Annotated in this window: 32 protein-coding genes and 2 pseudogenes; 22 read left to right on the top strand and 12 right to left on the bottom strand. The window is 48.2% G+C overall.

What is annotated here, in order from left to right:
- Entirely contained in the window at positions 1–249 is a 249-nt protein-coding gene (locus EDC54_RS14760; RefSeq protein WP_132457904.1) for a hypothetical protein, read from the bottom strand.
- Between the two features lie 458 nt (positions 250–707).
- Complete coding sequence (locus EDC54_RS14755; RefSeq protein ID WP_132457901.1) at positions 708–1,292, bottom strand: transcriptional regulator; 585 nt, start codon at positions 1,290–1,292, stop codon at positions 708–710.
- Between the two features lie 724 nt (positions 1,293–2,016).
- Between EDC54_RS14755 and EDC54_RS18095 the strand changes: the two genes are divergently transcribed.
- The 14 genes and pseudogenes from EDC54_RS18095 to EDC54_RS14690 all read left to right on the top strand — a co-directional run bounded on the left by EDC54_RS18095 (position 2,017) and on the right by EDC54_RS14690 (position 8,803).
- Positions 2,017–2,919: a DNA replication domain protein gene (locus EDC54_RS18095; RefSeq protein ID WP_230514533.1), complete on the top strand. Its 903-nt coding sequence runs from the start codon at positions 2,017–2,019 to the stop codon at positions 2,917–2,919.
- Positions 2,816–3,346 carry a replication protein P gene (locus tag EDC54_RS14740; protein ID WP_230514536.1) on the top strand — a complete coding sequence of 177 codons (531 nt, stop codon included), beginning with the start codon at positions 2,816–2,818 and terminating at the stop codon, positions 3,344–3,346. Before EDC54_RS18095 ends, EDC54_RS14740 begins: the two co-directional genes overlap by 104 nt.
- 19 nt (positions 3,347–3,365) lie before the next feature.
- Positions 3,366–3,527 carry a hypothetical protein gene (locus EDC54_RS17915; protein WP_165904326.1) on the top strand — a complete coding sequence of 54 codons (162 nt, stop codon included), beginning with the start codon at positions 3,366–3,368 and terminating at the stop codon, positions 3,525–3,527.
- A gap of 243 nt (positions 3,528–3,770) precedes the next feature.
- Positions 3,771–4,121, top strand: coding sequence for a DUF1064 domain-containing protein (locus tag EDC54_RS14735; protein WP_132457895.1), 351 nt, complete (start codon positions 3,771–3,773; stop codon positions 4,119–4,121).
- A 9-nt stretch (positions 4,122–4,130) separates the two neighbouring features.
- Positions 4,131–4,529 carry a hypothetical protein gene (locus EDC54_RS14730; RefSeq protein WP_132457892.1) on the top strand — a complete coding sequence of 133 codons (399 nt, stop codon included), beginning with the start codon at positions 4,131–4,133 and terminating at the stop codon, positions 4,527–4,529.
- On the top strand, positions 4,526–4,852 hold the full coding sequence (locus tag EDC54_RS14725) for a hypothetical protein (RefSeq protein ID WP_132457889.1): 327 nt from the start codon (positions 4,526–4,528) through the stop codon (positions 4,850–4,852). Before EDC54_RS14730 ends, EDC54_RS14725 begins: the two co-directional genes overlap by 4 nt.
- Entirely contained in the window at positions 4,849–5,373 is a 525-nt protein-coding gene (locus EDC54_RS18090) for a hypothetical protein (protein WP_230514532.1), read from the top strand. Before EDC54_RS14725 ends, EDC54_RS18090 begins: the two co-directional genes overlap by 4 nt.
- Entirely contained in the window at positions 5,373–5,606 is a 234-nt protein-coding gene (locus EDC54_RS14715; RefSeq protein WP_132457886.1) for a hypothetical protein, read from the top strand. Before EDC54_RS18090 ends, EDC54_RS14715 begins: the two co-directional genes overlap by 1 nt.
- Positions 5,599–5,934 carry a hypothetical protein gene (locus EDC54_RS14710; RefSeq protein WP_132457883.1) on the top strand — a complete coding sequence of 112 codons (336 nt, stop codon included), beginning with the start codon at positions 5,599–5,601 and terminating at the stop codon, positions 5,932–5,934. Before EDC54_RS14715 ends, EDC54_RS14710 begins: the two co-directional genes overlap by 8 nt.
- Positions 5,935–6,004: 70 nt before the next feature.
- Positions 6,005–6,541: a terminase small subunit gene (locus EDC54_RS14705; RefSeq protein WP_132457880.1), complete on the top strand. Its 537-nt coding sequence runs from the start codon at positions 6,005–6,007 to the stop codon at positions 6,539–6,541.
- Positions 6,538–7,590 (top strand): annotated as a pseudogene (locus tag EDC54_RS18085) (LAGLIDADG family homing endonuclease); the annotation flags it as partial. The gene EDC54_RS14705 and the pseudogene EDC54_RS18085, both read left to right, overlap by 4 nt.
- 195 nt (positions 7,591–7,785) lie before the next feature.
- Positions 7,786–8,133: pseudogene (locus EDC54_RS18080) on the top strand (terminase); the annotation flags it as partial.
- 38 nt (positions 8,134–8,171) lie between these two features.
- Positions 8,172–8,417 carry a hypothetical protein gene (locus tag EDC54_RS14695; protein ID WP_230514531.1) on the top strand — a complete coding sequence of 82 codons (246 nt, stop codon included), beginning with the start codon at positions 8,172–8,174 and terminating at the stop codon, positions 8,415–8,417.
- A gap of 2 nt (positions 8,418–8,419) precedes the next feature.
- The gene (locus EDC54_RS14690; protein WP_132457876.1) at positions 8,420–8,803 is read left to right on the top strand and encodes a Rap1a/Tai family immunity protein; all 384 of its coding nucleotides are present in this window, start codon (positions 8,420–8,422) and stop codon (positions 8,801–8,803) included.
- A gap of 34 nt (positions 8,804–8,837) precedes the next feature.
- Here the strand turns inward: EDC54_RS14690 and EDC54_RS14685 are convergent, their stop codons facing one another.
- The 4 genes from EDC54_RS14685 to EDC54_RS14670 form a co-directional block, all read right to left on the bottom strand.
- Positions 8,838–9,035, bottom strand: a complete 198-nt coding sequence (locus EDC54_RS14685; protein WP_132457874.1) for a type II toxin-antitoxin system HicA family toxin — start codon at positions 9,033–9,035, stop codon at positions 8,838–8,840.
- Between the two features lie 3 nt (positions 9,036–9,038).
- Positions 9,039–9,284, bottom strand: a complete 246-nt coding sequence (locus EDC54_RS14680) for a DUF1902 domain-containing protein (protein ID WP_132457872.1) — start codon at positions 9,282–9,284, stop codon at positions 9,039–9,041.
- Positions 9,285–9,418: 134 nt separating this feature from the next.
- Entirely contained in the window at positions 9,419–10,246 is an 828-nt protein-coding gene (locus tag EDC54_RS14675; RefSeq protein WP_132457870.1) for a BRO-N domain-containing protein, read from the bottom strand.
- A 361-nt stretch (positions 10,247–10,607) separates the two neighbouring features.
- Positions 10,608–10,871, bottom strand: a complete 264-nt coding sequence (locus tag EDC54_RS14670; protein WP_132457868.1) for a hypothetical protein — start codon at positions 10,869–10,871, stop codon at positions 10,608–10,610.
- A 159-nt stretch (positions 10,872–11,030) separates the two neighbouring features.
- On the opposite strand from EDC54_RS14670, the gene EDC54_RS14665 reads away from it, so the two are divergent.
- Together EDC54_RS14665 and EDC54_RS14660 are read left to right on the top strand one after the other, a co-directional pair.
- A complete protein-coding gene (locus EDC54_RS14665) occupies positions 11,031–13,241 on the top strand; it encodes a right-handed parallel beta-helix repeat-containing protein (protein ID WP_132457866.1) in 2,211 nt (736 codons plus the stop codon).
- 26 nt (positions 13,242–13,267) lie between these two features.
- On the top strand, positions 13,268–13,489 hold the full coding sequence (locus EDC54_RS14660) for a hypothetical protein (protein ID WP_132457863.1): 222 nt from the start codon (positions 13,268–13,270) through the stop codon (positions 13,487–13,489).
- Positions 13,490–13,521: 32 nt separating this feature from the next.
- Here EDC54_RS14660 and EDC54_RS14655 read toward each other — a convergent pair whose 3' ends face one another.
- The gene (locus EDC54_RS14655; protein WP_132457861.1) at positions 13,522–13,794 is read right to left on the bottom strand and encodes a hypothetical protein; all 273 of its coding nucleotides are present in this window, start codon (positions 13,792–13,794) and stop codon (positions 13,522–13,524) included.
- Between the two features lie 129 nt (positions 13,795–13,923).
- On the opposite strand from EDC54_RS14655, the gene EDC54_RS14650 reads away from it, so the two are divergent.
- From EDC54_RS14650 to EDC54_RS14635, 4 genes are read left to right on the top strand one after another with little or no spacing between them, the layout of a single operon-like run.
- Entirely contained in the window at positions 13,924–14,334 is a 411-nt protein-coding gene (locus EDC54_RS14650; RefSeq protein ID WP_380895412.1) for a putative holin, read from the top strand.
- Positions 14,321–14,602 (top strand): phage holin family protein, encoded by a 282-nt coding sequence (locus EDC54_RS14645; RefSeq protein ID WP_132458072.1) that lies wholly within the window; start codon positions 14,321–14,323, stop codon positions 14,600–14,602. The genes EDC54_RS14650 and EDC54_RS14645 overlap by 14 nt, the downstream gene beginning before the upstream one ends.
- Entirely contained in the window at positions 14,599–15,210 is a 612-nt protein-coding gene (locus EDC54_RS14640; RefSeq protein WP_132457859.1) for a glycoside hydrolase family 19 protein, read from the top strand. Before EDC54_RS14645 ends, EDC54_RS14640 begins: the two co-directional genes overlap by 4 nt.
- Positions 15,207–15,779 (top strand): DUF2514 family protein, encoded by a 573-nt coding sequence (locus tag EDC54_RS14635; RefSeq protein WP_230514530.1) that lies wholly within the window; start codon positions 15,207–15,209, stop codon positions 15,777–15,779. The genes EDC54_RS14640 and EDC54_RS14635 overlap by 4 nt, the downstream gene beginning before the upstream one ends.
- 319 nt (positions 15,780–16,098) lie before the next feature.
- Here EDC54_RS14635 and EDC54_RS14630 read toward each other — a convergent pair whose 3' ends face one another.
- From EDC54_RS14630 to EDC54_RS14620, 3 genes are read right to left on the bottom strand one after another with little or no spacing between them, the layout of a single operon-like run.
- On the bottom strand, positions 16,099–18,084 hold the full coding sequence (locus EDC54_RS14630) for a DUF2075 domain-containing protein (protein ID WP_165904325.1): 1,986 nt from the start codon (positions 18,082–18,084) through the stop codon (positions 16,099–16,101).
- Between the two features lie 32 nt (positions 18,085–18,116).
- Positions 18,117–18,692 (bottom strand): PIN domain-containing protein, encoded by a 576-nt coding sequence (locus tag EDC54_RS14625; protein ID WP_132457857.1) that lies wholly within the window; start codon positions 18,690–18,692, stop codon positions 18,117–18,119.
- Entirely contained in the window at positions 18,689–19,156 is a 468-nt protein-coding gene (locus EDC54_RS14620; protein WP_132457855.1) for a helix-turn-helix domain-containing protein, read from the bottom strand. The genes EDC54_RS14625 and EDC54_RS14620 overlap by 4 nt, the downstream gene beginning before the upstream one ends.
- A 542-nt stretch (positions 19,157–19,698) precedes the next feature.
- On the opposite strand from EDC54_RS14620, the gene EDC54_RS14615 reads away from it, so the two are divergent.
- Both EDC54_RS14615 and EDC54_RS14605 read left to right on the top strand, forming a co-directional pair.
- Entirely contained in the window at positions 19,699–20,658 is a 960-nt protein-coding gene (locus EDC54_RS14615; RefSeq protein WP_132457853.1) for a hypothetical protein, read from the top strand.
- A gap of 631 nt (positions 20,659–21,289) precedes the next feature.
- The gene (locus EDC54_RS14605; RefSeq protein ID WP_132457850.1) at positions 21,290–22,063 is read left to right on the top strand and encodes a DUF3750 domain-containing protein; all 774 of its coding nucleotides are present in this window, start codon (positions 21,290–21,292) and stop codon (positions 22,061–22,063) included.
- Between the two features lie 38 nt (positions 22,064–22,101).
- Here the strand turns inward: EDC54_RS14605 and EDC54_RS14600 are convergent, their stop codons facing one another.
- Positions 22,102–22,947, bottom strand: coding sequence for a DUF3298 and DUF4163 domain-containing protein (locus EDC54_RS14600; protein ID WP_132457847.1), 846 nt, complete (start codon positions 22,945–22,947; stop codon positions 22,102–22,104).
- Positions 22,948–23,178: 231 nt separating this feature from the next.
- Positions 23,179–24,198 carry an NADPH-dependent aldehyde reductase Ahr gene (gene ahr, locus EDC54_RS14595; RefSeq protein ID WP_132457844.1) on the bottom strand — a complete coding sequence of 340 codons (1,020 nt, stop codon included), beginning with the start codon at positions 24,196–24,198 and terminating at the stop codon, positions 23,179–23,181.
- Positions 24,199–24,517: the final 319 nt, after the last annotated feature.

The following is a 24,517-nucleotide window of genomic DNA, read 5'->3' as shown; positions in this document are numbered from 1 at the left end:
CTAACCCTCCCGCGCTTTCAGCATGGCGTCGGCCATCAAGTAAGCATCGCTTGCAACCCCTTCCCGCCATCCTTCACTAAATCCCTCAACTTCGGCGTGATTTAGATATTGCGCAAAACACAATCCAAGAGCCTCTCTTGCGAAATAATCGCGCAATGTCATGCCGTGATTATCAATTATGTAATTTTCGTTATCTCCTTTGTGAACGCCAGAATATGGAAACGCTGGTCCACCTGTTTGTTTGCTCATGATTACTCACCCATTTCTGACGCGACGTGAGCCGCATGTTTGGTTGTAAATGCCCAATGCAATCCGGCGCGGAAATCGTCGAACTCGCGCATCTGTCCAGTGCCGCAGGCTGTGAATGTGTATTTACCATCGCGATATACGTATTTCATGATTACCCCTAGAGTAAATAGATTACCCCGTGGGTAATCATTTAGGCGTAAAAAAACGCCCTTTCGGTCTTAAATTGTCACATTCCGATCTGGCGTTCCGATTTCAACGGGTTAGCTCAGACATCCCCGGCACAATGGGATTGTGGGTTGTGTGTGCCTGCCTATTGTTAAAGAGCGTGATTACCGCGCAGGTAATCTTTATGCTCAATTATTACCAATAATTACCCGTTGTCAATCGTTAATGCGAATAAAATTACCGCGCAGGTAATCTTTTTGGGAGGGGTTAGGATGTGGGCGCCGGGCGGCGCTCTATTGATTGGCTTCGTTCTTGTTGATCATAAATTCGATGAATTGCTCTACTGCTGCCTTGTCCTCTTTGGACAGCTTCGCGTAACCACGTTTGTCGTAATTAATGATTTCCGGATCGTCGGGGGAGATTAGCAACTCGTAACCGCGGCGCCCGAATGCACTAGCGATGGCATATAGGTTGTTAATGCTGATACTGGTTTCTGCGTCCAGAAATCGACCAACGGTAGAAGCGGCCACGCCGCTGGCGCGTGAGATTCTCGCCTGGTTTCGCATCGGAGGATTATGGTTCATCCATGCGCGTAGGTTTTTCGCTGCGATAATGCCGATCTCGCCTATTTCATCAGCCGGCTTGGATGGCATCAGGTAATCTTTATGATCGATATCCAGCCAATTCCGTGGTTGTCGAGTGGCGTCCTCAATCTTCCGAGCCATTTTGTCGCCGATTTTTTTACCAGAAATCCAGCGACTAATCAGCGTAGGATTTAGACCAATGGCGCGAGCGATCGACACCTGTTTCCCGTCGTAATGTTTTTCCATTATTTCGATCAGGTTTTCCCGTCGAATCGCAAACAAATCCCTCATCATCACCATCCAAAAAATAACAATTTAATATGCAATAAACCTGAAATAATTAGAGCATTGATTACCAGACAGGTAAACTTACCTGAGTGGTAATTAATCTGAAAAAGAGCTACATTCAGGTAATCATTTTTTGGTTAAAGATGTGTTTGGGGGCTTTATGGAACAATTTGACCTGAAACAGACGTGGCTCAGCCTGTCCAAATCTATGCGGCATAAAATCGCGTCCGAGGCTGGCACCACCGCGCATTACATGGTTACCCACGTTATACGTAAGACACGAGAACCATCCATTAATTTCATAAAAAGATTAAGTAAATCAATGAATTCAAACGGTGTTGGTGTTGACAAAAAAGAGCTAACAATGTGGTTCCTGTAAGGGAAGCCACGACGGAGAAGGTCGCCAACTGGCGGCCTTTTTTGTTGCCCAAATCACGGATTGATGATCGGAATTACCAAATTTGCAAATTTGGTTGATCTTTTTCGGTATTGGTGCAAAATTACCGATATCTAAATCTTAGATTTTGGGGGTATGGGTGAAAATAATTACCAGACTTGAGGCTATCAGGTCAGGAAAAAACAGGTACTACACGGGAAAACTGTGCAAATACGGACACGATAGCGAGCGGTACGTAACCAATGGTGGCTGTGTTCAATGCATGGCTGAGGCGTCAGGTCGCCAGAGAAAGGAGATAAGTGATCTGCTTAGATCTGCGCGGGAGGTGATCTGATGGCGAGCAGTTGGATAAAGGTTGAGGTTATTACCCCAGACAAGCCAGAGATTCACAAGATGGCCGAAGAGTTAAGTATCGATCCCGATGCCGTTCTTGGGAAGTTGGTTCGCATATGGGCATGGGCCGACCAACAGACAATAGACGGTAACGCTGGCAGCGTTACAAAGAGCGTACTAGATCGTATCGCTTTTGTTACCGGTTTCGCTGATTCGCTGATTAATGTCGGTTGGCTTGCATATGATGGAAATTTTCTCATTTTCCCAAACTTCGATAGGCATAACGGGGAATCATCTAAAAAACGGGCACTTACAAACAGAAGGGTGGCAGAACATAGAAAAAATGTAACGCAAAAAGTAACGCAACAAGCGTTACAAAAAGCGTTACCAGAGGAAGAGGAAGAGGAAGATATAAATAAAGATCCCCCTCTTACTCCCCCAAAACAAAAAAAGGAATTTCCTTACCCCGATAACTTGAACGTCGAGGCATGGGAGGAATGGAAGCGATACAGGAAGGATCTCAAGTTGAGATCCTATGCTCCAACATCGAGAAGCGAAGGGGCGGCAATCACAAACCTGATAAACCTTTCAGGCGGCGACCTGCAAAGACAGGCGGAGATCATCAAGCAGAGCATGGCCAACTGTTGGCAAGGGCTCTTTGAATTGAAACATAACGGAGGTTCAGATGCAGGAAAACAGCCAGAGCACTGGGCGAGTGGTAAATCTCGCGCAATGCAGAAATTCTTACGGGCAACCGAAGAACGTTACGGAGAGCAATATGCGCGATCTGTGGCAGGCGATGATCGAGCTGTACGCGGATCGGTGGATAGCGAAGAACGGCGCGGAACCATCATCACCATGGATAGCTGCAATAGGGCAACTGACGGAAACGCAGATCGGTAAGGTGGTTCGGGCATGTATCGATCGCTGTGCTGCTGGCAATACATGGCCCCCTGATCTGGCTGAGTTTATCAGTCTAGTTGCCGAATCTGGCGCGAATGTATTTGGTGTCAGCGTTGATGATGTCATGGGCGCTTATTGGGACTGGAGGAACAAAGTTTTTAAGTACGACAGCGCAGAGAAATACCCTTGGTCGCATAGCGTTCTCTATCATATTTGCGTCGATATTCGGCGTCAGGGCTCAGAGCGGAACCTGAACGAAAATGAGTTACGGAATCTGGCGGCTGAGAAGCTGGATTATTGGGTAAAGCGCAGCCAGAGGGGGATCCCTGTTCCTCCTGTACGAAAGGCGATTGCTGCTAAATCAGATATTCCGTCATGGGTCACTCCTGCGGCTCAAATGGCTGCTGGTGTTAGGTACGTTAAATAACCAAATACGGGGGTGTTTCGTGATTATTCCAGAAAACGAAGACTGCTATGGGCTGGAGGTGGAAGATTTGGGCTGGATGCTTTCCATCGGTAGTGACGGTCTGGCAATCGACAGGGAACAGGCGCAGCAACTGATTGTTGTGCTGCAACGATGGATTGATAACGAAGACATTGAGGATTAAACGATGAGCAGGGTCATAGAGTGATCAATGCAGTCGTTACGGTCAAATAGGTGTCAAATCGCAACGTGACAGAGACAACAAGCACCAATACGTACAAACGGTTAACAGGAAATAAAACGGCTCACAATTCGATTGAGAGCGTTTTATAGGCATAGGGCGATTTCGAGAAGAATCGCATTTTTTACTTGCAAAAGATTACCTGTTAGGTAATGTTATTACCAATGGGGGTAATTAGGGAGTGCAATGAAAAGGGTTAATAGTTCGTTTGCGTTGGGGCGTCTCAAAGTCGGGCAGATGAATAAGACCGAAACCGCCTACTCGCAGCATTTGGAGATTTTGAAGCGGGCAGGGGAAGTTCTCTGGTATCGGTTCGAGGGTGTCAAGTTGAGGCTGGCGGATAACACGTTTTACACGCCGGACTTTGCAGTAATGACCGCCAGCGGAACCATTGAAATGCATGAAGTTAAAGGGTACTGGCAGGATGATGCCCGCGTGAAAATCAAAGTCGCGGCTGACATCTATCCATTCCGGTTTATCGCCATAAAGCCACGGGCTGTTAAAGCTGGTGGCGGGTGGGAAGTTGAGGAGTTTTGAGGGGTTAACGTGGATATTTTAAATCAGTTAAAGCTTGTAGGGGCCAATTATGAGGCATCTATCGCTGATCGTCAGGAGTTGAAACGCAGGGTCGCAGAACTCGAACGCCAGCGGGATGAGTTGGTTGCTGAGAATGCGGCGCTGAAATCAGCCGCTGAGTTTTCTACCGCTCCTGATATGTGGGAGGAATTGGGAGGAAATGTCCTCAAATATCAATACGCAGAATGGTACGCAGACATTCTTAAAACAGCCATGAAAACACCGAAAACTGACGCCGCATTGCGTGAAATAGGGGCAAAGGCGGTTGATAAATTAATCTGCTGGGCTACCGCTGGGAATGTACCCGCCGAACTTACGATAGAAGAGTTAGAGGAATTCGCCCAACAATTGCGGGAGGGGAAGGTATGAATACCATTTTTGTAGTTGATAGAAATCCTGTCACAAAAAATTACATTCCTAGCGAGCTAAAAGGCCTCGTCCCTTTAATTACAGAGCGGGAGGTAATTAAGCGAACATATAAGGGATATAGGTTGAAAGTTAATTACTCAAAAAACGGAACGATGTACATGGATGAGCATTATGCGTTCTTTCCTGTCTACGTTACAGCCTTAGATTTTGTTGCAAAAGAGGCCAATAAAGTCGCAGGGGAATTAGAGAGCTTGAAACTGAAAGCCATTGGCCTGATGTGTGAGGCCCATGACGAATTGAAGCGTATTGGCGGTGCAGCATGAACAACAAACCGATTAGTGAAGTGATTGCGGATATTGAAACAAAAATACAGGCACTTAAGGATGTTTCACACACAAGGCGAGCGCTAGTAACAACAGACCACTCTGTAGCGTTAAACGAATATGAGCTGGCGATAGTTCCTGAAAACATTACCCGCCTTCTCGACCACATCGCAGCCCTTGAGCAGCAGAACGCAAGATTACAGTTCATTGTAGAAAGTGCGGATAAAGTTCAGAAAGAATTCGCTGATGAGCTGGGGTGTGCTGGGGATAACGAATCAATTCTAGAAGCAATTGACGCGTTAAAGCAGCAGTTAGCAGCAGAGCGTGAGCGGGTGGTGAATGTTGAATCGGAGCAGACGACAGAGATCGGGCAACAAATTCTCATCGAAGCAATTGGCGCTCATGGTTACATAGTCGGCTGCTTGACTCAGGGCCGACCAGATTTAGCGTTGGCTGAATCCCGCAAATGGGTAGAGGCATTTTCGCAGGCGGGATCAATTATACCGGTTGAGGGGGAGTGATGGCAATTCGACTTTTAACAAAGAAGCGACCGATTGATATCGCTCCAGGTGATGTTATCGAAGTATTTGATGAGTGGTATAGGGTCAGATACATCACCTATCACGGAATGATTAGGTTACATCTACAGCCTGAGAGCGAGCCACTTTCACCGTTCACAGAGAACGATGTCCTGATTATCTCGATTAATGATGATGTCGTGACATGGATTGATGTTGAGGTGAAAGATGCCTAAATCCCCAGCAGAGCGCAAAGCGGCCCAGCGTAAGCGCCAACAAGAGCAGGGTATAACGAAAATGGAATTGTCGCTTGATGCTCAGGAATTGGAAATGCTTGACCGTAACCGGCAGGCGCGGCGACCGGGCAAGGATGCTTACGACCGCGAAGAGTATATTCAAATGCTGATCCGTCAGGATGATGCGCGGGTTAAACTTCGCATTAAGGCGATTAGCAAGCAGCGGTGCGGCAAGTGCGGTGATGTGCTGCCGGTTGACAGTTGCTGCATGCAGGGTGATACGGCGTGCTGGGTTACGAATGGGTGGAAAAAGTTTCTTTTGGCCTAAATAATTACCGCGCCGGTAATGTTTGGTATGATTGGATGTAATGATTACCCAAATGATTACCGGAGGCGGTATGGCACTGAAAGACAAACAGGAGGCTTTCTGCCGTGAATACCTCGTTGATTTAAACCTCACTCAAGCCGCTATACGTGCCGGTTATGCCGAGAAATACGCAAATCGTGAGGCGTCCCGCTTGTGGTCTAAAGTAGACATTAAGAAGCGTATTGCTGAGTTGAAAGCTGAACGCAATGAGCGCACCGACATCACCGCCGACTACGTCCTACAACGCCTTGCCGAGATTGACCAGATGGACGTGCTCGACATCCTCACTGATGAAGGGAAGTTGAAGCCGGTAAGCGAGTGGCCGAAGGTATGGCGCACTACGCTGTCGGGGTTGGATATCTCAACGACCATTCTCAATTACGATGAGACTACCGCCGAGACAATCCTCAAAAAAATCAAGTGGCCGGACAAGGTTAAGAACCTTGAACTGATCGGTAAGCATGTCGATGTTAATGCGTTCAAGGAACGCGTTGACGTCAATGTGAATGTCACTGTTTCCGACCGCATGGCTAAAGCCCGTAAACGTGTTAATGGCGGCGAAAAATGACCGAGCAAGAGCAACTCATCGAGGATATCGCCAGCTTTACTCATGACCCGTACAGCTTCGCTCTGTACGCTTTCCCTTGGGGTGAAGAGGGTACGGAGCTTGAGCGACACACCGGGCCGCGAGAATGGCAGGCGGAGGCATTTAAAGACATTGCTGAACACCTGAAAAACCCTGAAACGCGACACCAGCCGTTAATGGTTGCTCGCGCCAGCGGCCACGGTATCGGGAAAGCACAGCGGATTGATGATTTTATTGATACGCCGCAAGGTCGCAAGGTATGGGGTGATATCTCTGTTGGTGATGAGGTTTTTGGTATAAACGGATCCGCTGTGCGCGTATCTGCGACAAAAAACTACACATCAGCCCCCATGTATCGAGTCACATTTGATGATAGATCGTATCTTGATGTTTCCAGCGGTCACTTGTGGAATGTCAGGGGCAGGAATGAGCGAAGAAATGGCCTTTCATCGTGGAGAACGATGGAAACGATAGAAATATTGCGCCAGGGAGTTAAGAGGAAGAATGGCGTATCAATGGCTAGGCAGTGGGAAATCCCTACTCAGGGTGCTGTCGATTTTCCATTTAAGCCTATTCCTGCCGATGCATACATGCTGGGCGTGTGGATTGGTGACGGCGGGAAAAATAAATCTCTATACACGAAGCCGGATAATGAGATTTTCGAAAAACTATCTGGCTTGGGTGTGAATGTAGAGCGTCGAGATCGTTATGCCGTTGCACTTGTTGGTCAACACTCCGCACTAAAAGCCACCGGGCTGTATGGGCTGGGATCCCATGAACGTTATATTCCAGATTTGTACAAGTACAACAGCATAGAAACGCGCAATAGTTTGCTGTGCGGCATTCTTGATACTGACGGCGAGGTGCATGCATCTGGATCTATAGGTTACAGCACAACAAGTAAGCGATTAGCAGATGACGTTATCTGGTTGGCTCGCTCTCTTGGTTGTAAAGCAATGATGCATCCATCTGTAAAAAAACCATCATACCGCGATAGAGACGGAAACAAGGTTCCTGGTAGGGATTGTTGGCGCGTAACTATTAACGCACCATTCAATCCATTCTGTGTGGCCCATAAAAAAAATGCATATAAGCCATCGGAAGATCGCTATGTAAAGCGTTGGATAGAAGGCATTGAATACATCGGTGATATGCCAGCAATGTGCATATCTATTGATGATTCAACCGGCCTATATCAAGCGCGTGACTTTATTGTTACACACAATAGTGCATTCATTTCTATGCTAATCAATTGGGGCATGGCGACTTGCGAGGATTGCAAAGTTGTCGTGACCGCCAACACCGAGAACCAGTTACGCACAAAAACATGGCCTGAGGTCATCAAGTGGTCGAATCTGGCTATCACAAAGGACTGGTTCACAACTACCGCAACGGCGATGTACAGCAACGATCCTGGGCATGATAAGCGCTGGCGTGCTGATGCTATTCCGTGGTCTGAGCACAACACCGAGGCGTTTGCAGGGCTGCACAACGAGCGCAAGCGCATCATCGTCGTGTTCGATGAAGCGTCCAACATTGCCGATCTGGTAACCGCATGGGCGCGGGGCCGATTACTTCACTTATGGGTCCGGCAGCTTCCAATGCTGACGCGATGATAACATTGTTGCAGCAGACGACGCGCGGCGATGCAGACCTTGGTGACTGGTATCGCACCGCGCTGGACAACACGCCATTCCTGAACATATTCTGGCTGCGCACAGCGATGAATGGGCTGATTCTTAACCGCATACAGGACGGGTTAGATCCCGGTTCTCTGGAACGCTATCAGCGCCGAGTTGAGCGCGAGCAGGGCAATGAATTTTTAATACCTCCATCACAATTTATGTTAGGGAAATGACAATGAATGCCAAATATATTTCTTGCGCTCTTTTTTTCTCATTCTTGTTACCAGCAGAAGCAAAGTTCTACGATGGTCAACAATTATACCAATATGCTCAAGAATATAAAAAAGCCGAGCAAGGGGGTCGTAGTAAACCCGGTAACCAACTTCAGACTGGTGTGTTCATAGGGTATGTGGCGTCAGTCATTGACGCATACGGGGATGAGGGCGCTCAGGTTTTTTGTCAGCCCAATGGAAGGCTACAGACCTATGCCGATGTTGTTTATAAATACCTAAATGACAACCCCAATCAGAGAGTTAACTCAGCTGAGAGTTTGGTCATAGCCGCTATGCAGGAATCATTTCGCTGCAAAGAACCACCAAAATGGATGAGTAATAAATAGCGTGACATGTCACAACAAATAAGGCCCTCGGGCCTTAGAAGTATTTCGGCAAACCTGCTTGTTTCAATATGCCATTGGCGGTGTGCGTGGATACGACAGAGAAGGGGACGCTAAATCTTTTGTTGGTTATCGGGCTATACCATATCTCATGGCTACCTTTGCCTTGCCTTTCAAAATTACAATTTGCTGAAAGTAGCAATTCGGTTAATTTAGGATATAGCCCGTTTCCCATTTTTTAGAGTGCAATCCTTTCGTCGTTGGATTGCTCATGAGTGAACGCCAAGCGAATATTGCCACTTCTGCTTCTGCAAAGCCCGTTAAGCTCGCACAGTTCTGGCGCAATCTCCCACACTCTTTCTGTAAGGGCTTCGTATGTTTCAGCTTCGGTAACCAAACCAAGATCATCACATACGCCTACCCATACGTTTTCATCATGGATGACGTTTACCGTATAGGCGCGCGGAAATTTTACTACGTTCATGGCGGCCTCCTGTGTTACCTGTAAGGTAATTCTCGTTTAAATTCGTCCAAACTTCAACCAGAGTTTTTAAGCGCGCTGAAAACTTCTTGCGAAAACTCGCATTAAAAAAGGCCCGAAAACGGGCCCTTGAATTCTTAAGCTTTATAATGCAACTTTTTAACGCTGCATCCTAACGCATTATTTGCCACTGCCAGTAACTGAGCCTCGGTAAAGCGATTGGCTTCACTATCCATTTTGTTGGCCGCCGAGACCATCCACTTTGATGTGGTGTTCATGAAGCCGCACAACTGGCCGCGTATGCTATTGAATCCTTCCTCTTCTGATTGCGCCGCTTCCGCTGCTTGACCGCCCTCAAGTTCGTACCGATGGAACAGCGAAAACATGATGTGCGTGTAATAGTTGTAACCAACCTCAGCAGGCACCTTATTCTCATTCAGGAATTTGAGGAACAGGTAAGCCATCGACTCACCAACCTCATAGCCACGGAAGTAGCCGCCGATAGATGGCAGCGTCCAATACGGCGTCTCGTCACGATCGAACCGGGCAGACACAAAAGGTAGGCGAGTAATGTTGTCCTTTGCCACCGGCTTGGGTAGGGCGCGGGGTTTGGCTTTTGTTGGGGTAGCTTCATACTTTCCGGTTTTGCGGATAGAAGGAAGGACCTCACCAGTTACCCATTTACGAAAGCGGTAGGGGATGGTACCCGGCGTTACCGCATCACGGCAGCGCAAGATCAGAGTGTATAGGCCGGACTCGGAAATAATGCTTACATCCTGCATCCCGCCAGGGGTATGCATTGAATGCAGACCCTTTTCATCATCATCTAACTTACGTATTGAAGTGTTATCGAGAGCGATAGCTTTGCAGACATCAGCAGCAACGAACCACGGATTACCATCAACGGACAGGACGCGAACTTTTACGGATGAGTCGAAAGAAAACACAGATGTTTTGGTGTTCATAATGATAACTCCACTTAGTGAATTATCACCACCATCGAGACCAATCTTCTGGTGGTGAACTGAACGGAGTTGGTCTACCAGCCTAAGTGGCTACTGGCGCGTCTTGCGACGCCTCCGCCCAGCCCACCATTGATAGATGCAGCGAAGCGAATGCACAAAAAAAACACGCCAGCGCGTGTTGTGCGCCACTTAGTTCTTCAGGAGACCAATCCCGGCACCTGATTTTGCAGGTGCGTAATCACTATGGCGCGTTGTGCATAGGGTGTCAAATTACCACGCGGGTAATCATTGCGCAATTTAACAATGTTAAAATTACCTGATTTGTTTTAATTCCATTAATTACAATATGTTGCTCAGGTAATCATTCACACCGATTAACCAAAAATAATGCATGGTTTTTTACATCAACTCTAAATTTATTGCTGTACTTCACAAAATTCTTGATGGCGGTCAGCTCCGCGCGCGGGCCGCTAACGTCCACTCCCTCATCTTCAAGCTCGGTTAGCAGTCGTTCAATATATGAGTCGGCAACAAGCCGGCCAACCCCCTCATTAGTGTGAATCTCGCTGCTGTAGTTTTCCCTGGCTGGGTAACTGTATTTAGGACGATCTGTTTTATTTTTCATGAAACATTCCCTTACATACTGTTCATTTATACAGTATATTCAGAAGGGGATAAGATCAAGCCTATCTCAAATTTTCACGATTTAATGATTACCCATATTCATGCAAATATGGTTGATTTTTGGTAATGTATCCGTGTAAACAACACCGGAGCACTCACCATGACCGTATCGACCGAAGTTTCTCACGAAGAGTACACAGGCAACGGCGTTACAACCACGTTCCCTTATCGCTTCCGAATTACCAATTCATCCTACATGCTGGTTAAAACCGCTGACCTTGACGGCAATGAAGCCACGCTGGTTTTAAATACCGATTACACGCTGACCGGCGTTAAATCCTATTCCGGCGGTAACGTCATTTTGACCAACGCGCTACCTATCGGCTGGCGCATTCTGCTTGAGCGCAATATGCCGCTGTTACAGGGAACCGACCTGCGCAACCAGGGTAAGTTCTTCGCAGAAGTTCATGAAGATGCATTCGATAAGCTTACGATGCTGATCCAGCAGTGTTTCAGTTTCTTACGCCTAGCGTTACGTAAGCCTTCCTTCATAGCCAATTTCTATGATGCTCTTGGCAATCAAATCAGAAATCTGAAGGATCCTGTAAACCAGCAGGATGCTGCAACAAAAAATTACGTAGATAATTCAGTATCAGATTCAATTGAGCATTCCGAAGACCTCTTTTCCAGGACTCTCAGAGTTCCAGAATCAAGCGTGCCGATGTATGCAAACGCTGATCTCAGATCAAATATGCTTGTAGGCTGCAATAACGTTGGTAGTTTCGTGCCTGTTGCAGCGGAGACAGATACAGCGGATCTTGCAATAAAGCTTGCAGGAACTAATGGGGCTGCATTAATCGGCGGGTTAAGTTTCATTACTCCTGAAATGCATGGTGCTCTTGGAGGAATCAACGACGACAGAGTATATATACAATCAGCAATTGATGAAGCCCACACAAATTACCTGTCAGGTGTCGGCCCTACTAACGTTCTTATTGGTGGGCACTATACTGTTACCTTAAACCCTGGCTCAGTATTAATACCGGGTGAGGTCGCTGCCGGGCGTGGCGCTCTGTGTATGCGCAGTGGCGTAACACTGATGGGCGGTGGCTCAATCACTCTTGATAGCAGTTTTACCGGCTCATCCAGCGGTGCAATCATTACTAACTGGGAAGGCGCTGCCGATAACTGCAAGATACAGGGGATCACGTTTAACGGTAGCCGTAGCAACGCTTCCGGAACGGGAATTACCTGCATTAATATCGTGGACTCGGATAATGTCACCATTGATAACGTTAAGGCGTTTGACAGTACATCGGGCGGCATTTATCTGCGGCGTGCAAATAATGCAGTTTACGGGTGTTCTAACTCCCGGATATTAAACTGCTATGTGCATAATGTAGGGTATATCGGAATTCAGTGTGAGCGTCCCAATGGGATGACCATTACGGGATGTACCGTAACCTCCTGTGGTGATAACGGCATTGATATCTTTGGTAACGTAACCGATGAGACCGGTCAGGGTATTGCTGAAAATGTTGTTATAGCTAATTGCACAGTGGGTGATATTTCCGTTGGAATCTTTATCGAATCCTGCGGAAATGCCACCATTTCTGCCTGTGTTATCTTTGGATTTCCCAATTCGGGAGTTTTCTTTAACCGGATAAATACAGCGGCGTATAACTGTTCAGTTACCGGGTGCACGATTACGGGTAAAGATGTCACGAGCAGCCAGGGCATCCGCTGGAAAAACGCTGTAGGTTATACACGCGTATACAATAATACGTTAAAAAACTGCATTGATTCCTTTGTGACAACCGGAGGTATGATTTACGTTGATATTGGGGTAAATAATCATGAAAACATCGGTCGTTGCTTCCTCTACGTTCCTAAAACCTCAAACGGCTGTGTCTACACCCGAATGGTGCAGCAGGTCTATAACGGGGTTCAGACGGATGGCATACCCTACAATACCACCCCTCGCGGCTGGCCATCAGCGAACAATACCCGGTACTACCGTTGCTCATTTACCGCGCCGTACATGATGTACTCCGCGACGACAGGCGAGGATAACTTCATTCGGTCCACGGGTAATTTGCCTTCAAACAGTGGTTGGGGGCCAGCTTATTCACTTTATAACTCCATCGTAGCGGGTGAAACTGTTATTGCTATGAGTAGTGCGCTTTTGGCTGCGGGGGAGTTCATGCTGATAAACGGAAGTTACTACTCTGTTCACAGCGTAACATCATCTTATGCAGTCGTCAGGAAATGGGATGTTACCAGCCAAGATTATATCGCAGGCGATTACACATCATACCTGAATAGCGCTTACGCCTATTCCATCTTCAGAGCAGCATGGGGAACGATATGATTTATATGAAAGGTGATTACATATCTATGAGCTCTCGCTATGGCGAATCGAAGCCAGGATGTTTTGCCTACATAGATGACACTGTGAAAGATGGCGATCTTTATATCAGTTCTATCGGAATTTATGATGGAGAGGACAAGGGAAATAAAATATTCGATTTTAACGTAGGCACTCTCAGTGGGGATGCTTATGAGGTATTCTCCTTAGCAAAAGAAACATACTTGAGCAACTTCTCGATAATAGATTAAAAGCGCTACCCCGCCGGTATGGCGGGGATTATTTATTTTGTTGTTAACATTGCTTTTACCTGCTCTTCAGCATCATCCAGTGGGTGCCCGTTTCCTGAGTAAACAAACGGATACACTATTACGCCTCCAGAAATACCATCGATAGTTGCAATACACTCCACGGTACCATTGTTATCTCTCCCAAGAGAAACAATATTCAAAACATCAATTAAAACATCTATTGGTTTACTTTGCTCACCTAAGGCGACATTGAATAATGGAAATGATGTTCTTTGCGCTGTGGTGACTTTAATTGTAAATGACATGAATTGTTAGTTTCAAGAAAAATATTCCAAGGTATGCATTTTTTTGTTTGAATAATTACCAAAATACCATATATGGTATATTTTTGTTATTGTTAACACCAATACGGATACATTGATAAGGTGGGCCACATGATTCCTGAACCGGTAACCAGCAGTTCCGGTGTCACTCAAGCACTGGCGGGGACGGCAATTTCGGCGTTCCTTGCCGGCCTGCCAGCAGAGGTGGTGTTAGGGGCATTTTCTGGCGCCGTGATATTCGTCACGTCAGCAACAGAATACCCGATTAAACGACGACTTTTCTTCTCACTAATCAGCCTGATTTCTGGCCTGATCGCCTACAAACCAATGGCTACCGTCCTGATGGGCGTAGCCAATGCCATTCCCGGAATCACGATGGAATCATTCGAGCGTGGCAGTGTAGACGCCGCTGGCGCGTTCGTGGTTGCTATCGTTTCCGTGAAGTTAGGTCAAGTGGTTTACCGGCGCGCAGACAGGCCGGAAAGTCTGTTACCGGGAGGCAGAGATGATGACCATTCATGAAGCTTTGCTTATCGCTAATGCCCTGATGTGTGCCGCTATCGCACTCAGGGTGCTGACATTCCAGCGGAACGGCGCGCGTCACCGCCGCTGGGGTAACTGGCTGGCCTATGCGGTAGTGGTGATTACCGGATGGATCGCTATCAAAACACTCTACGGTGCGCATGTTTCAGTCGAATGGTACGACATCGCATTGCGCGCGTTCCTGCTGGCCGCCGTGATTAGAACTCGCGGCAACGTCGTGCAGATCTTCAAGGCGAGGTCATCATGAATATCGAACAATTCCGTAACGCGTCAGGAATATCAACGGCGTTAGCCACTCGTTGGCACCCGCATATTATGGCTACATTCGACGAGTTCAACATCAAATCATCGACAGATCGTTCGATGTTTATCGCTCAGGTTGGTCACGAGTCTGCCGGTTTCTCTCGCGTTGTTGAGTCCCTGAATTACACTCCAGCCGCATTGGTTTCCACGTTTGGGAGGCGTATCACTCAGTACCTGGCTGATATGTTAGGCAGAACACCGAAGCGGCCGGCTAACCAGGAGGCGATCGCTAATCTGGTTTATGCGGGCAGATTGGGTAATAAAGGCAAAAGCGACGGCTGGCGATATCGCGGGCGCGGTCTGATTCAGATTACCGGATTGGACAACTACCGGGCGTGTGGCGCGGGCCTGAAACTGGATCTCGTCACATCACCTGAGTTACTGGAACAGGACAGTAACGCAATGCGCTCGGCTGGTTGGTTCTGGAAATCCAGACGGTTAGGTCAATACGGCGAAGATATGGAACGCGTTACGCTGGTTATCAACGGCGGCCGCAATGGGATCGAAGATCGGCGCGAGCGCTTCGAACTGGCTCGGCAGGTGTTGACATGAACATCATAGCCGCATTCCTAAAACGCTACTGGAAGCCGCTTGTTGCGTTCCTGCTGGCAGCCATTGCGCTGGCTGTGCTGTATGGCGCTGGTTTTCATGCCGGTTACCAGAAAGCAGATCTGCAATGGAAAGCCGACTGGTCGGCGCGCGATGGACGCGACGCCGTGGCGCTGGCGCTTCGGCAGACCGAGGCGCGGGAAGAAGAGCAACGAAGACAGAGGGCCGCAAATGAAAACCGTAAAGATGCACAGAATAAACTGGCAGCCGCTAAAGATGATGCTGATAATGCCCGCGCTACTGCTGATAGCCTGCACGCCAAAGCCGAAAGACTTGCCAAGCGACTGGCAGAAAGTGAACGCGCCCGCAATGCCGGAGCTACCGGCGGAGGCCAGACAGGATCCGGCGGGGCCGTTGTGCTCGCCGAGTTGTTCCGGCGCGCTGACGAAAGAGCGGGAGAATTGGCGGCAGCGCTTGACCGATCTCGAATCAGGGGATTAACCTGCGAGCGTGCGTATGATTCCCTTGCGCCGATTGTTGCATCCGGTTCGGTGGTCACAATCAGCGAATGACGGCATTATTGACGGTATTGATTTTATTGATAATGTAATCTGCATCATTAAATCAATAGGTTACAATTCCCGTATTTAATTGAGTGGGGACGGTTTTCTAATTTATTGATTTGATGCTGTAAAATTGAATGCCATTGATGATGTTGCTTATATTATCAATGGCATTTTTCATGGCATTTGGATGGGAGTGCCATTGAAAAAATACCGATACCATGACCGAGTGAATAATGCCGACATGGTATCGGAAGAGCTACCGCACATCGGTTACCTTTGGGTGTTGCCCAATGCCAGGCTCCGGAGAGACTTCAGGGGGCTGTAGTTAACTTGCAGCAAGCCTGAACCGCGGCGCGAGATCCGAATTTATACTCTCCAAATCGTCGAACCCACAATCTTTCAGGAAGGCATAGATGGCCTGGTAAATCGTGGGCGTTCGTGTGGCATCCTCGCTAGAGCCTTCGGGCACGAAAACCACCATGCCCTGTCTGCCGCGGGTCAATAGCACGCGATAGGCATTGGCCACATAAGCCCTGCGTGCTTCGTCATTCACAGCTTGCCATCGCGTGCCCTTGAATTGTAGGGCGAGCCATTGATCTCCCTCACGTCGGTAATTGGCGTCCCAGCACAGACAGGTCCAATCCAATTCCAGGCCCTGAATGTCGAACTCTGTGGCGGCATCTTCAAGCGCATCAGACGATCGCACGTCATCGTTCGGAGCCAAGAACCATTTGGTCGGCTCTATCTTGGCTTTCACAAACACGCCATATGGCTTGAGGCGGGAGGCATTGGACGAGGCCAGCAAGCCTGTCCGTTCAGCGCCACGGCATTTGGAACGAAGCCACTGCCTCGCGTGCTCAAGGTCCCGTGTGATGTAGAGAGGAAAATTAGTTAGCGTGTTTTTTACTTCTCGTGCGGCAGTTGCATCGCCATCGATCACATGACCAACAAAATCAGATAAGCTCTCGGCTCGGAAAGATCGTAGCGAAGTGGCCAAATGGAGGGCTGGTGCGGTGACGCCTTCAGTGAGCATGCATGAATGCACGAGACTGTTGGGAGTGTGCGCTTGCCAATGTTTAAAGCTCCGCTCCAGTGCGTATAGCCATTCTTTAATGCCAGCCTCACCGGTGTTGATTTCTTGGCCATTGCCCACCAGGCAGATGATCGCGCACCAGTCTTGGTGCCGATCCATTACCGAAAGCAAGAATTCGGGTTCCGACATAGAAAAGCCAAGTTGGCCCTTTTTCTGCTGCATGAATTTTGACGTCTGTTCCGCATTCCAAGCGCGTTGGGCCTCGTCAAACACAGCGACCTTCTCTACCGGGGCATCTTGAGAGATGAGTGCATCGTCGCGAAAGTGGTGGATGTTTTGGATGAAGGTGGCTGCACGGCGATCCTCTTGCACCTTGGTCGTGCTGGTACCGGTTTCACGTGCCCTTGCCACGGCATCCAAGGCCAGCGCCTCGCGCAGGACATCCACCAAGGGGCCATTGCCCGAAAGAAAAACGGCATGCTCATCGCTATGAGCGCGTTGGCGTGCTGTGACGAGATTGAGGCCTGCTAATGTCTTACCGGAACCTGGGACGCCAGTGATGAAACAGATAATTTTGCGTTTGTTTCGCTTCGCTGCTTCGATCGCATTAGCCACATAATCGGCAGTATTTGTAAGGTTCTCGGCTCCAGCCTCGGAACGAGAAATTTCTTCGACCGCATGTCCCTGATACAGCGCTTGGGCAGCCTCTACGATGGTTGGCGTCGGGCGATACCGCCCAACTTCCCACGCTGCAACATCAATCGGGGAGCTATTCCAGGTGCGACACAGATGGTTGATGGCTTGCAGAAGGCCTGCGGCATTGACACCTATTGGTCGCGCTAGGCCATCATTATCCCATTGCACGTGCAGGTCATCATTACGCGGCGCATGGGTGGCGACCAAAACTGGTACGATCGGCAGGCTATGGCTGGTTTCGTGGAAATGCTTGAGATCAAGGCCATAGCCATAGACTTGGTTCAGGCTAGAGCGATCAAACTGGTTCGCGCCGAGTTTGTACTCGATCACAAACACTATGCCATTGGTCAGCAAGATCAAGTCAGCTCGACGTCCCATACGAGGAATTAGAAACTCCATGAAGGCATGGGCATTGGGTAATTCTCGCGCCAGTTCGCGTAAGTGCTGGATCTGGTAATTCCACGCGGTGCGCTGCCCGGGCTCTAGTGCGAAGGGCAAATGTGAAGCCAGGCGACCGAAGAGTTCGGCATCACTGAGAGTGGCTACATCGTGGGCATGCAAGGAGAGGTAAGCACGGTTCATCGACTGTTCCTGACGGCGTGAGGATTTTCAAGTTAGAGAATGGCACGATAAGTCGCCAAAGCTTTGGTTGTCTGAACTAATCCCTGCCGAAACAAGATTTCCAGATAATGATCGACGTCAATAGGCGGGTTCTTGAGTTGTGACCGCTGGCGCTGCGCCGCGGCAACTACCGATGCGGCATCAAGGTCGAAGAGATTCTCCACAAACTCGTCGGGATGCTGAGGCTCTATCCCATAGGAGGCAAGTATGTCTGCGGGAAAGTCCCGCTGGTTGAAGGTCACGATCACGCTAGCACCGCAGCGGATGGCCGCAGCCAGAACATGACAGTCGTCGGGATCGGGTAGCGTCAGTCCCGCAACGAGCGCTTCGTACTTATCCACCAACCCATCGGGGATCGCGCGATCCATCAAGTCTGAAGTGCGATCCACCTGCGCACGTGTGAGATCGGGCCTGTTGAGCAGTAGATTGCGTTTCCATTCTTCATGAATATCTCGACTCCAGCGGGCACGGAACTGTCCCGATAGTCCTAGCCACATCAGAAAGTCGCGCAGCGGTGCGGGATAGAGAACGCAGGCATCGAATATGGCGGTGAAGGGGGAATGCCTCATTCGTACCCCATGCCTGATTCCTGTGCCTGACGTGTGAGTTCTGCCATAGCTTCTTCGCTAGCACGGTCGCGTGCATCTTTGTATTGCATCAGGTCTGCGAACCGTACTCGCCGGTGTTTTCCCGTTCGGTGGAACGGCAGCACACCATCCTCCAGTAGCTTGACCAGGTGAGGGCGGGAGACGTTGAGCAGGTCTGCGGCTTCCTGGGTTGTCAGCTCCGCATGGACGGGGACGACTTTTACAGCATTGCCGTCGGCTAACTCAGCCAGGATATCTACGAGCAAACGCAGCGCGGAGGTGGGCAACTCCACCTGGTGAGCTTGGTTTCGGTCATCGAGAATCTGTATGTGTTGCGTTTCGAAGCGCGTTGCCAGGTAGGCCGCCAAGGCGCGTTGACCCTGCTCGGCTGCCTGAACTTCCCGTTCGGCGGGCAGCGTCATCTTGGTCTGTGTGATGGTGGTCATGGCTAATTCCTAGACTATGTAGCGATCTTAGAGGTTAGTATATTCGAAATAAACGAAAATCGCAATAAACGAAGAGAAGCCGAGAGATGACTGAGTCAGATAGTTATGGTCTGGCTGAATGGAGCAAGCTTTTTCGACTAAATGGACGTCTGCAGAGGGCAGTCGCTGCCGCTGCCCGCCTGAGTCACTGGTGATCAGGCCGATTGGCTCGCCATGGCATTTTTCATGGTATCGGCGGATGTGGCTGTTTCAATTATTTGACTTAAAACAGCTTTTTCTTCTTATTGATGACTGAGTGGGAATAAGCGTCAGCAGTGTTGAATTGCTGAGCGTTACTTTAAAAACACTAGCCTCTTGTGAGGCTGGTGTTTTTTTATGGGTTTTTGTTATATTAATACTCGTTTTCATGTAAAAATAGGGAGCTCCGTGTGGCTAAAGTTTTGGTGTTTATTTCTTGGAATCTTATAAGGTTAGTCTTTTAATATTTAATGCTGTGTCGTTTTTTTTTATTTTATCTATTGTTTTTTATTTGAGGTTTTTAGATGAATATTAAAAATAGTTTAACTGAATTACAGAGGAAACAATTATCTATACTTGAACCTCAATTACGTTCATGTGTTAAAAGTGCGAACTTAGATAAAGCTAAAGATATAACTATTAAATTACAAACCCTTCTTAGACCGACTGGCCATGAAACACGATTACTTCAGGCTAAGAACTGGTTATATGAAACAGCCCTTGAGGCTGGAGCTCTTGAGTTTGCAAAGTCAGGTTTTAAGGGAAATATTGCAAAAAGTTCTAACAGGACTCGCATAAATTTAGAAGCTAGCGCTTTGCTGGCAATATGTTTTTTACGTGAAAAAAACATATCAGAAGCAAGAGTTTTAATCTTCAATGTTGTTGATAATATTAATAACATAGTGTCAGAGTCAAGAAGGAAACAATTCCATGAGCGATTATTGCAAAGGCTAGAGGAAGAAAGTATTTTATCTGGATTAATCGGGTATTCGGGGGAAGTGTTAGATTTAGATGAAGTTAATAACGAAACTGTTAGTTTGGTTATGAAAAAAAGTGAAAATGAGATTTTGGAGAATATAGGGTGTTCAGTCCCTCCGTTATCAATTGATTTATTAGAACAGGTTCAGGATGCTTATATGTTAAGATTGCCAGCTCCAGATAGAATACTATTACCAAAACCATTATCAAAAGATAAAAAAATTGATTTAGGTAAAAGAACCAGCTCTGCTTTAAAAAGAGTAGCATGGCGAGCGTTGTGTAGTCCTGATAGCGAAATATATAAGGCATGGAGTCAAGGGTTGTCTGTTGTGTATGATAAAAAATATATTGCAGGAGCTATAGTCTCAGCATTTAATTATTTTAGTATATCGATAACAATGCTGGCAGCTAGCATTGCTGCTTTGGCTATTAAATTTGGCTCGGAAGTTTTTTGTGAGATTTTTGCTCCTAAATCTTTAATGATAGACAAAAAAGATAAGAATTAAATTTTTTGTCTATCATTTTTGAAGCGTGTGATGAAATGACAGAGAAACACGGTGGTTAGCACGCACGAAACTTTTGTCGCTATCCACACATGCGGTTATATCTATATGGATATAATTTAGCATAAGAAATGAACGTAGCCTAGCTGCGGTAACGTTGAAATGAGGGCTGGGAGTGGGGAGCATTAACGGGAAAGCGCCAACGTTTACTGGCGCTTTAAAATTATCCCGGAATAAACCTGATATCGAGAGAATATATTCCCAATTTACAGCCTGGCGAATTTAAACGGCGTAGCCGGTTTGAAATGCTCTGACACCTGTCCGGAATAAATTGTGCTTTGGTTTGGCACTAGATCTAATTTCGCCGCTTGTCCATTACGTGGGGCGAAGTCGATCTTTTTCAAATCAACCCAAAAGATATTAGGTGAAATGGCAGATTTAAAGAAGTATTGCATCGATTGATGGTCAACGACGGTGCGCCAGCGTGTTGAGGCAATATTTCGCCTCCTGTCTTAACCTTACCGTCAACTGGCAGTAAACTGACTGAATGATGTTTTGACCGATTTTCACTGTAGGCGCTCGCCCGCAGGTGTATCGATTCTGTTCCATCTCTTTTCCGTGAGCTATCTGGCCTATGACGTACCTCAAATGTCTGGGGATTGGATTTATTTGTGTGCTGTTGCTGTCTTTTTGGCAAAGTTGGGCGCAATCGACGCGCAACGGCGAAACGTTAAGTGGGAAAGGTTGGTGGTCTGCCAAACAGGATTCTTCCGGGTTAGCGCCGGACCCTGTGCAATTCCGGCAGACTGCCATCGTACAGGTTTATGCGGCGCCGACTTACGGCTGGCGCGGGCTGGTGGCGGTACACCCGTGGATCATTTTCAAAAAAGCGGGAGAAACGCAGTATCGCCGCTATGAGGTCGTAAGCTGGGGAAGCGATAATGTCGTTCGTCTGAACCGTTCGGCGGCCGATGCCTATTGGTATGGCGCGATGCCGACGTTATTGGTGGAGCACCGCGGCGACAAGGCGCAAGCCATGATCCCGCAGATTGAGGCCGCGATAAAAAGTTACCCGTGGCCGAATACTTATCACGCCTGGCCGGGGCCGAATAGCAATACCTTTCTGGCGCACATTGGCCGCGAAGTGCCTGCGCTCAAGCTGGATATGCCGGCCAATGCCATTGGTAAGGATTACCGACCGATAACGCATCCGGCTGGGCTGTCGCCATCGGGGCGCGGCGTGCAGATTTCTCTGTTGGGAGTATTGGGGATAACGATGGGGCTTGAAGAGGGTATTGAAGCCAATATTCTGGGGCTGAATATGGGGGTGGATATAAACCCGCCTGCGCTACGCTTACCTTTTGTCGGGCGCTTTGGCCCGACAAAAACTGGCAATGATGAAGGGTAAAGCCGCGTCACGCTGGCTTTTTTGCCACCGTTTAGCCGTTATTCTTTAAATTTTCCCATATTTATCATCATGCTATTGATGAAGTGTTCACCTGCGGTCCAGGCGCCTGCCTGCGGTTTTAATTGGCCAAGTGGACCGTCGTTTCGGATATAATCGATGAGCTCATCATAGCTGATTTTTACCGTTACGCCGCCGCAAACGCCTGGGGTAATTTCGTATTCACTGAAAATGAAGTTAATAGTGTCTGGCGTCATAAAAAAACGCGGGATAAAACCGGGTTTCTCCAGTTTGTCTGCAAAAATACCGTATTCGCAGACTTCACCTATTTTATCTGTAATCAATGCTTTTATTTCATTCAACGCATCCCGGCGAGCGTCGAAAATATCGAAAAAATCGATGATTCTGTCATCGCCGGGTTGGAGGTTGATGGCAAATTGTGAATTATCGCCATTTAAAGCGCCTTTATAATAATAGTATTGATTAATTCGTAAACTCACCATATTTTCCGACAATAAACCGATTTCATGATCAACATGATATTCCAGAAGATATTCGTTAATATAACTCATCACATTATTTTCTATTTCCTGATTAATCCCGGCAAGAAATTTATTTGGTAAGAGGTAGGTGAGCTGCGGATAATTAACCTGAATATTGGCTTCATCATGGTTGAAGGTTATTCCACTCTCTTTTTCAATATCGGCCAGTGAACGTGTCACGCTCGTGACATCAACGCGTTTATCCAGCCAGTGGCCGAGACTGACCAGAACATAAGACATCGCGCTGAAAGCCAGGGGAATTACCGTAAGATAAAGCCCGACCGCCGTCATTTTGCTGGGTAAACTCCATTTTTTCCATTGGGCCTTATTGGGCAGCAACTGCATAACGACACGTCCTTTTTATTCCGTTTATCATTGGATGGCGAAGGATTATGTCACTGCGAAGGGGGAAGCGGAATAGTTAGGCTGAATGTTTGGCACGCGTTCGCGGGCGTCAACACGGGATATCCGTATCCCGTCCGTTTGCGGCAAACAGGAATGTTTCCGGTTTGTCGGCGGTTACGCCAGCGCAGGGAATACGGCTGGCGGTAAATGTCCGATGAATTTATGACGCGGCTAAAAGTCGGCTTTAAGTACGACACGATAGCGGGCTTTGCCGTCGCGCAAATGCTGAATGGCATCGTTGATATGTGACATCGGGAACAGTTCAGTTTGCGGTTTTACCTTGGTGCGCGCGGCAAGCTGCATCAGAGAACGCAGTTCATGCGGTGAACCGGTCGACGAACCGGAAACGCTGCGGTCACCGACGATAAGGGTAAAGGCCGGCACGCTAAACGGCTTCATAACCGCGCCGACGGTATGGAACTTCCCGTTATAGGCCAGCGCCTCAAAGTAGGGCTGCCATTCCAGATCGACGCTCACGGTGTTGATGATCAGATCGAACTGGCCGGCCAGCGCGGTCAACGCCTGCGCATCGCGGCTGTTAACGACCTTGTCGGCCCCCATCGCCAACACTTCCTGCTCTTTCGACGGGTTGGAGCTGAACGCAGTGACTTCACAGCCCATGGCGCGCAAGAGTTTGATCGCAATATGTCCCAGTCCGCCGATACCGATGACGCCGACGCGGCTGGTCGCGGTAATGTGGTGCATCAGTAGCGGTTTGAAAACGGTGATGCCGCCGCACAGCAGCGGGCCCGCAGATTCAATATCAATGGCATCCGGCAGCGGGATCACCCATTGCCAGTTTGCGCGGATCTTATCGGCAAAACCGCCTTTGTTCAGGATAGTCGGCACGCAGCCTTGCTGACAGTTACTTTGGCTGCCGCTGATACAGGCATCGCAGTGCCCGCAGCTGTGCGCCGTCCAGCCAATGCCGACGCGCTGACCTATCTTCAAGCCTTTGTTTTTCGCCGCGCTGCCCAACGCATGCACGCGGCCAATCACTTCATGTCCGGCCACCAGCGGATAATTTGAGATGCCCCATTCGTTATCGATCATGGAGAGATCGGAATGACATACGCCACAGTACTCTACGGCAACTTCTACGTCTTCATCATGCAGTTCACCCGCGTCAAACTCATACAGCTCCAGCGCTGCGCCCGCTTCCGGTGCGGCATAACTTTTTATTGTCGTCATCACAGTTTCCTCGGTGTGGGGTTGATAGATCAGTTTAATGGGTTAATGCATTTTTCTCTATGGCATCAGGTCTCCGCATGTTTTATTCCATCGCCATTGTGTGACCAGCGGCGACCGCTTGCTTTATAGCCACCATTTACTTATGCTGCGAAGCGTAATACATGACTCGGGGTGCCCTTCTTTGTGAAGGCTGAGAAATACCCGTACCACCTGATCTGGATAATATAATTATTTTATTTATCATGGTGTTATGACTTATTTTCCCTATCCACTTCCCTATCCACTTCCCTATCCACTTCCCTAACCATTCCCAATCTTA

Source organism: Samsonia erythrinae, assembly GCF_004342665.1.
Taxonomy (GTDB): Bacteria; Pseudomonadota; Gammaproteobacteria; order Enterobacterales; family Enterobacteriaceae; genus Samsonia; species Samsonia erythrinae.
This window is presented reverse-complemented; position numbering and strand designations above follow the sequence as displayed.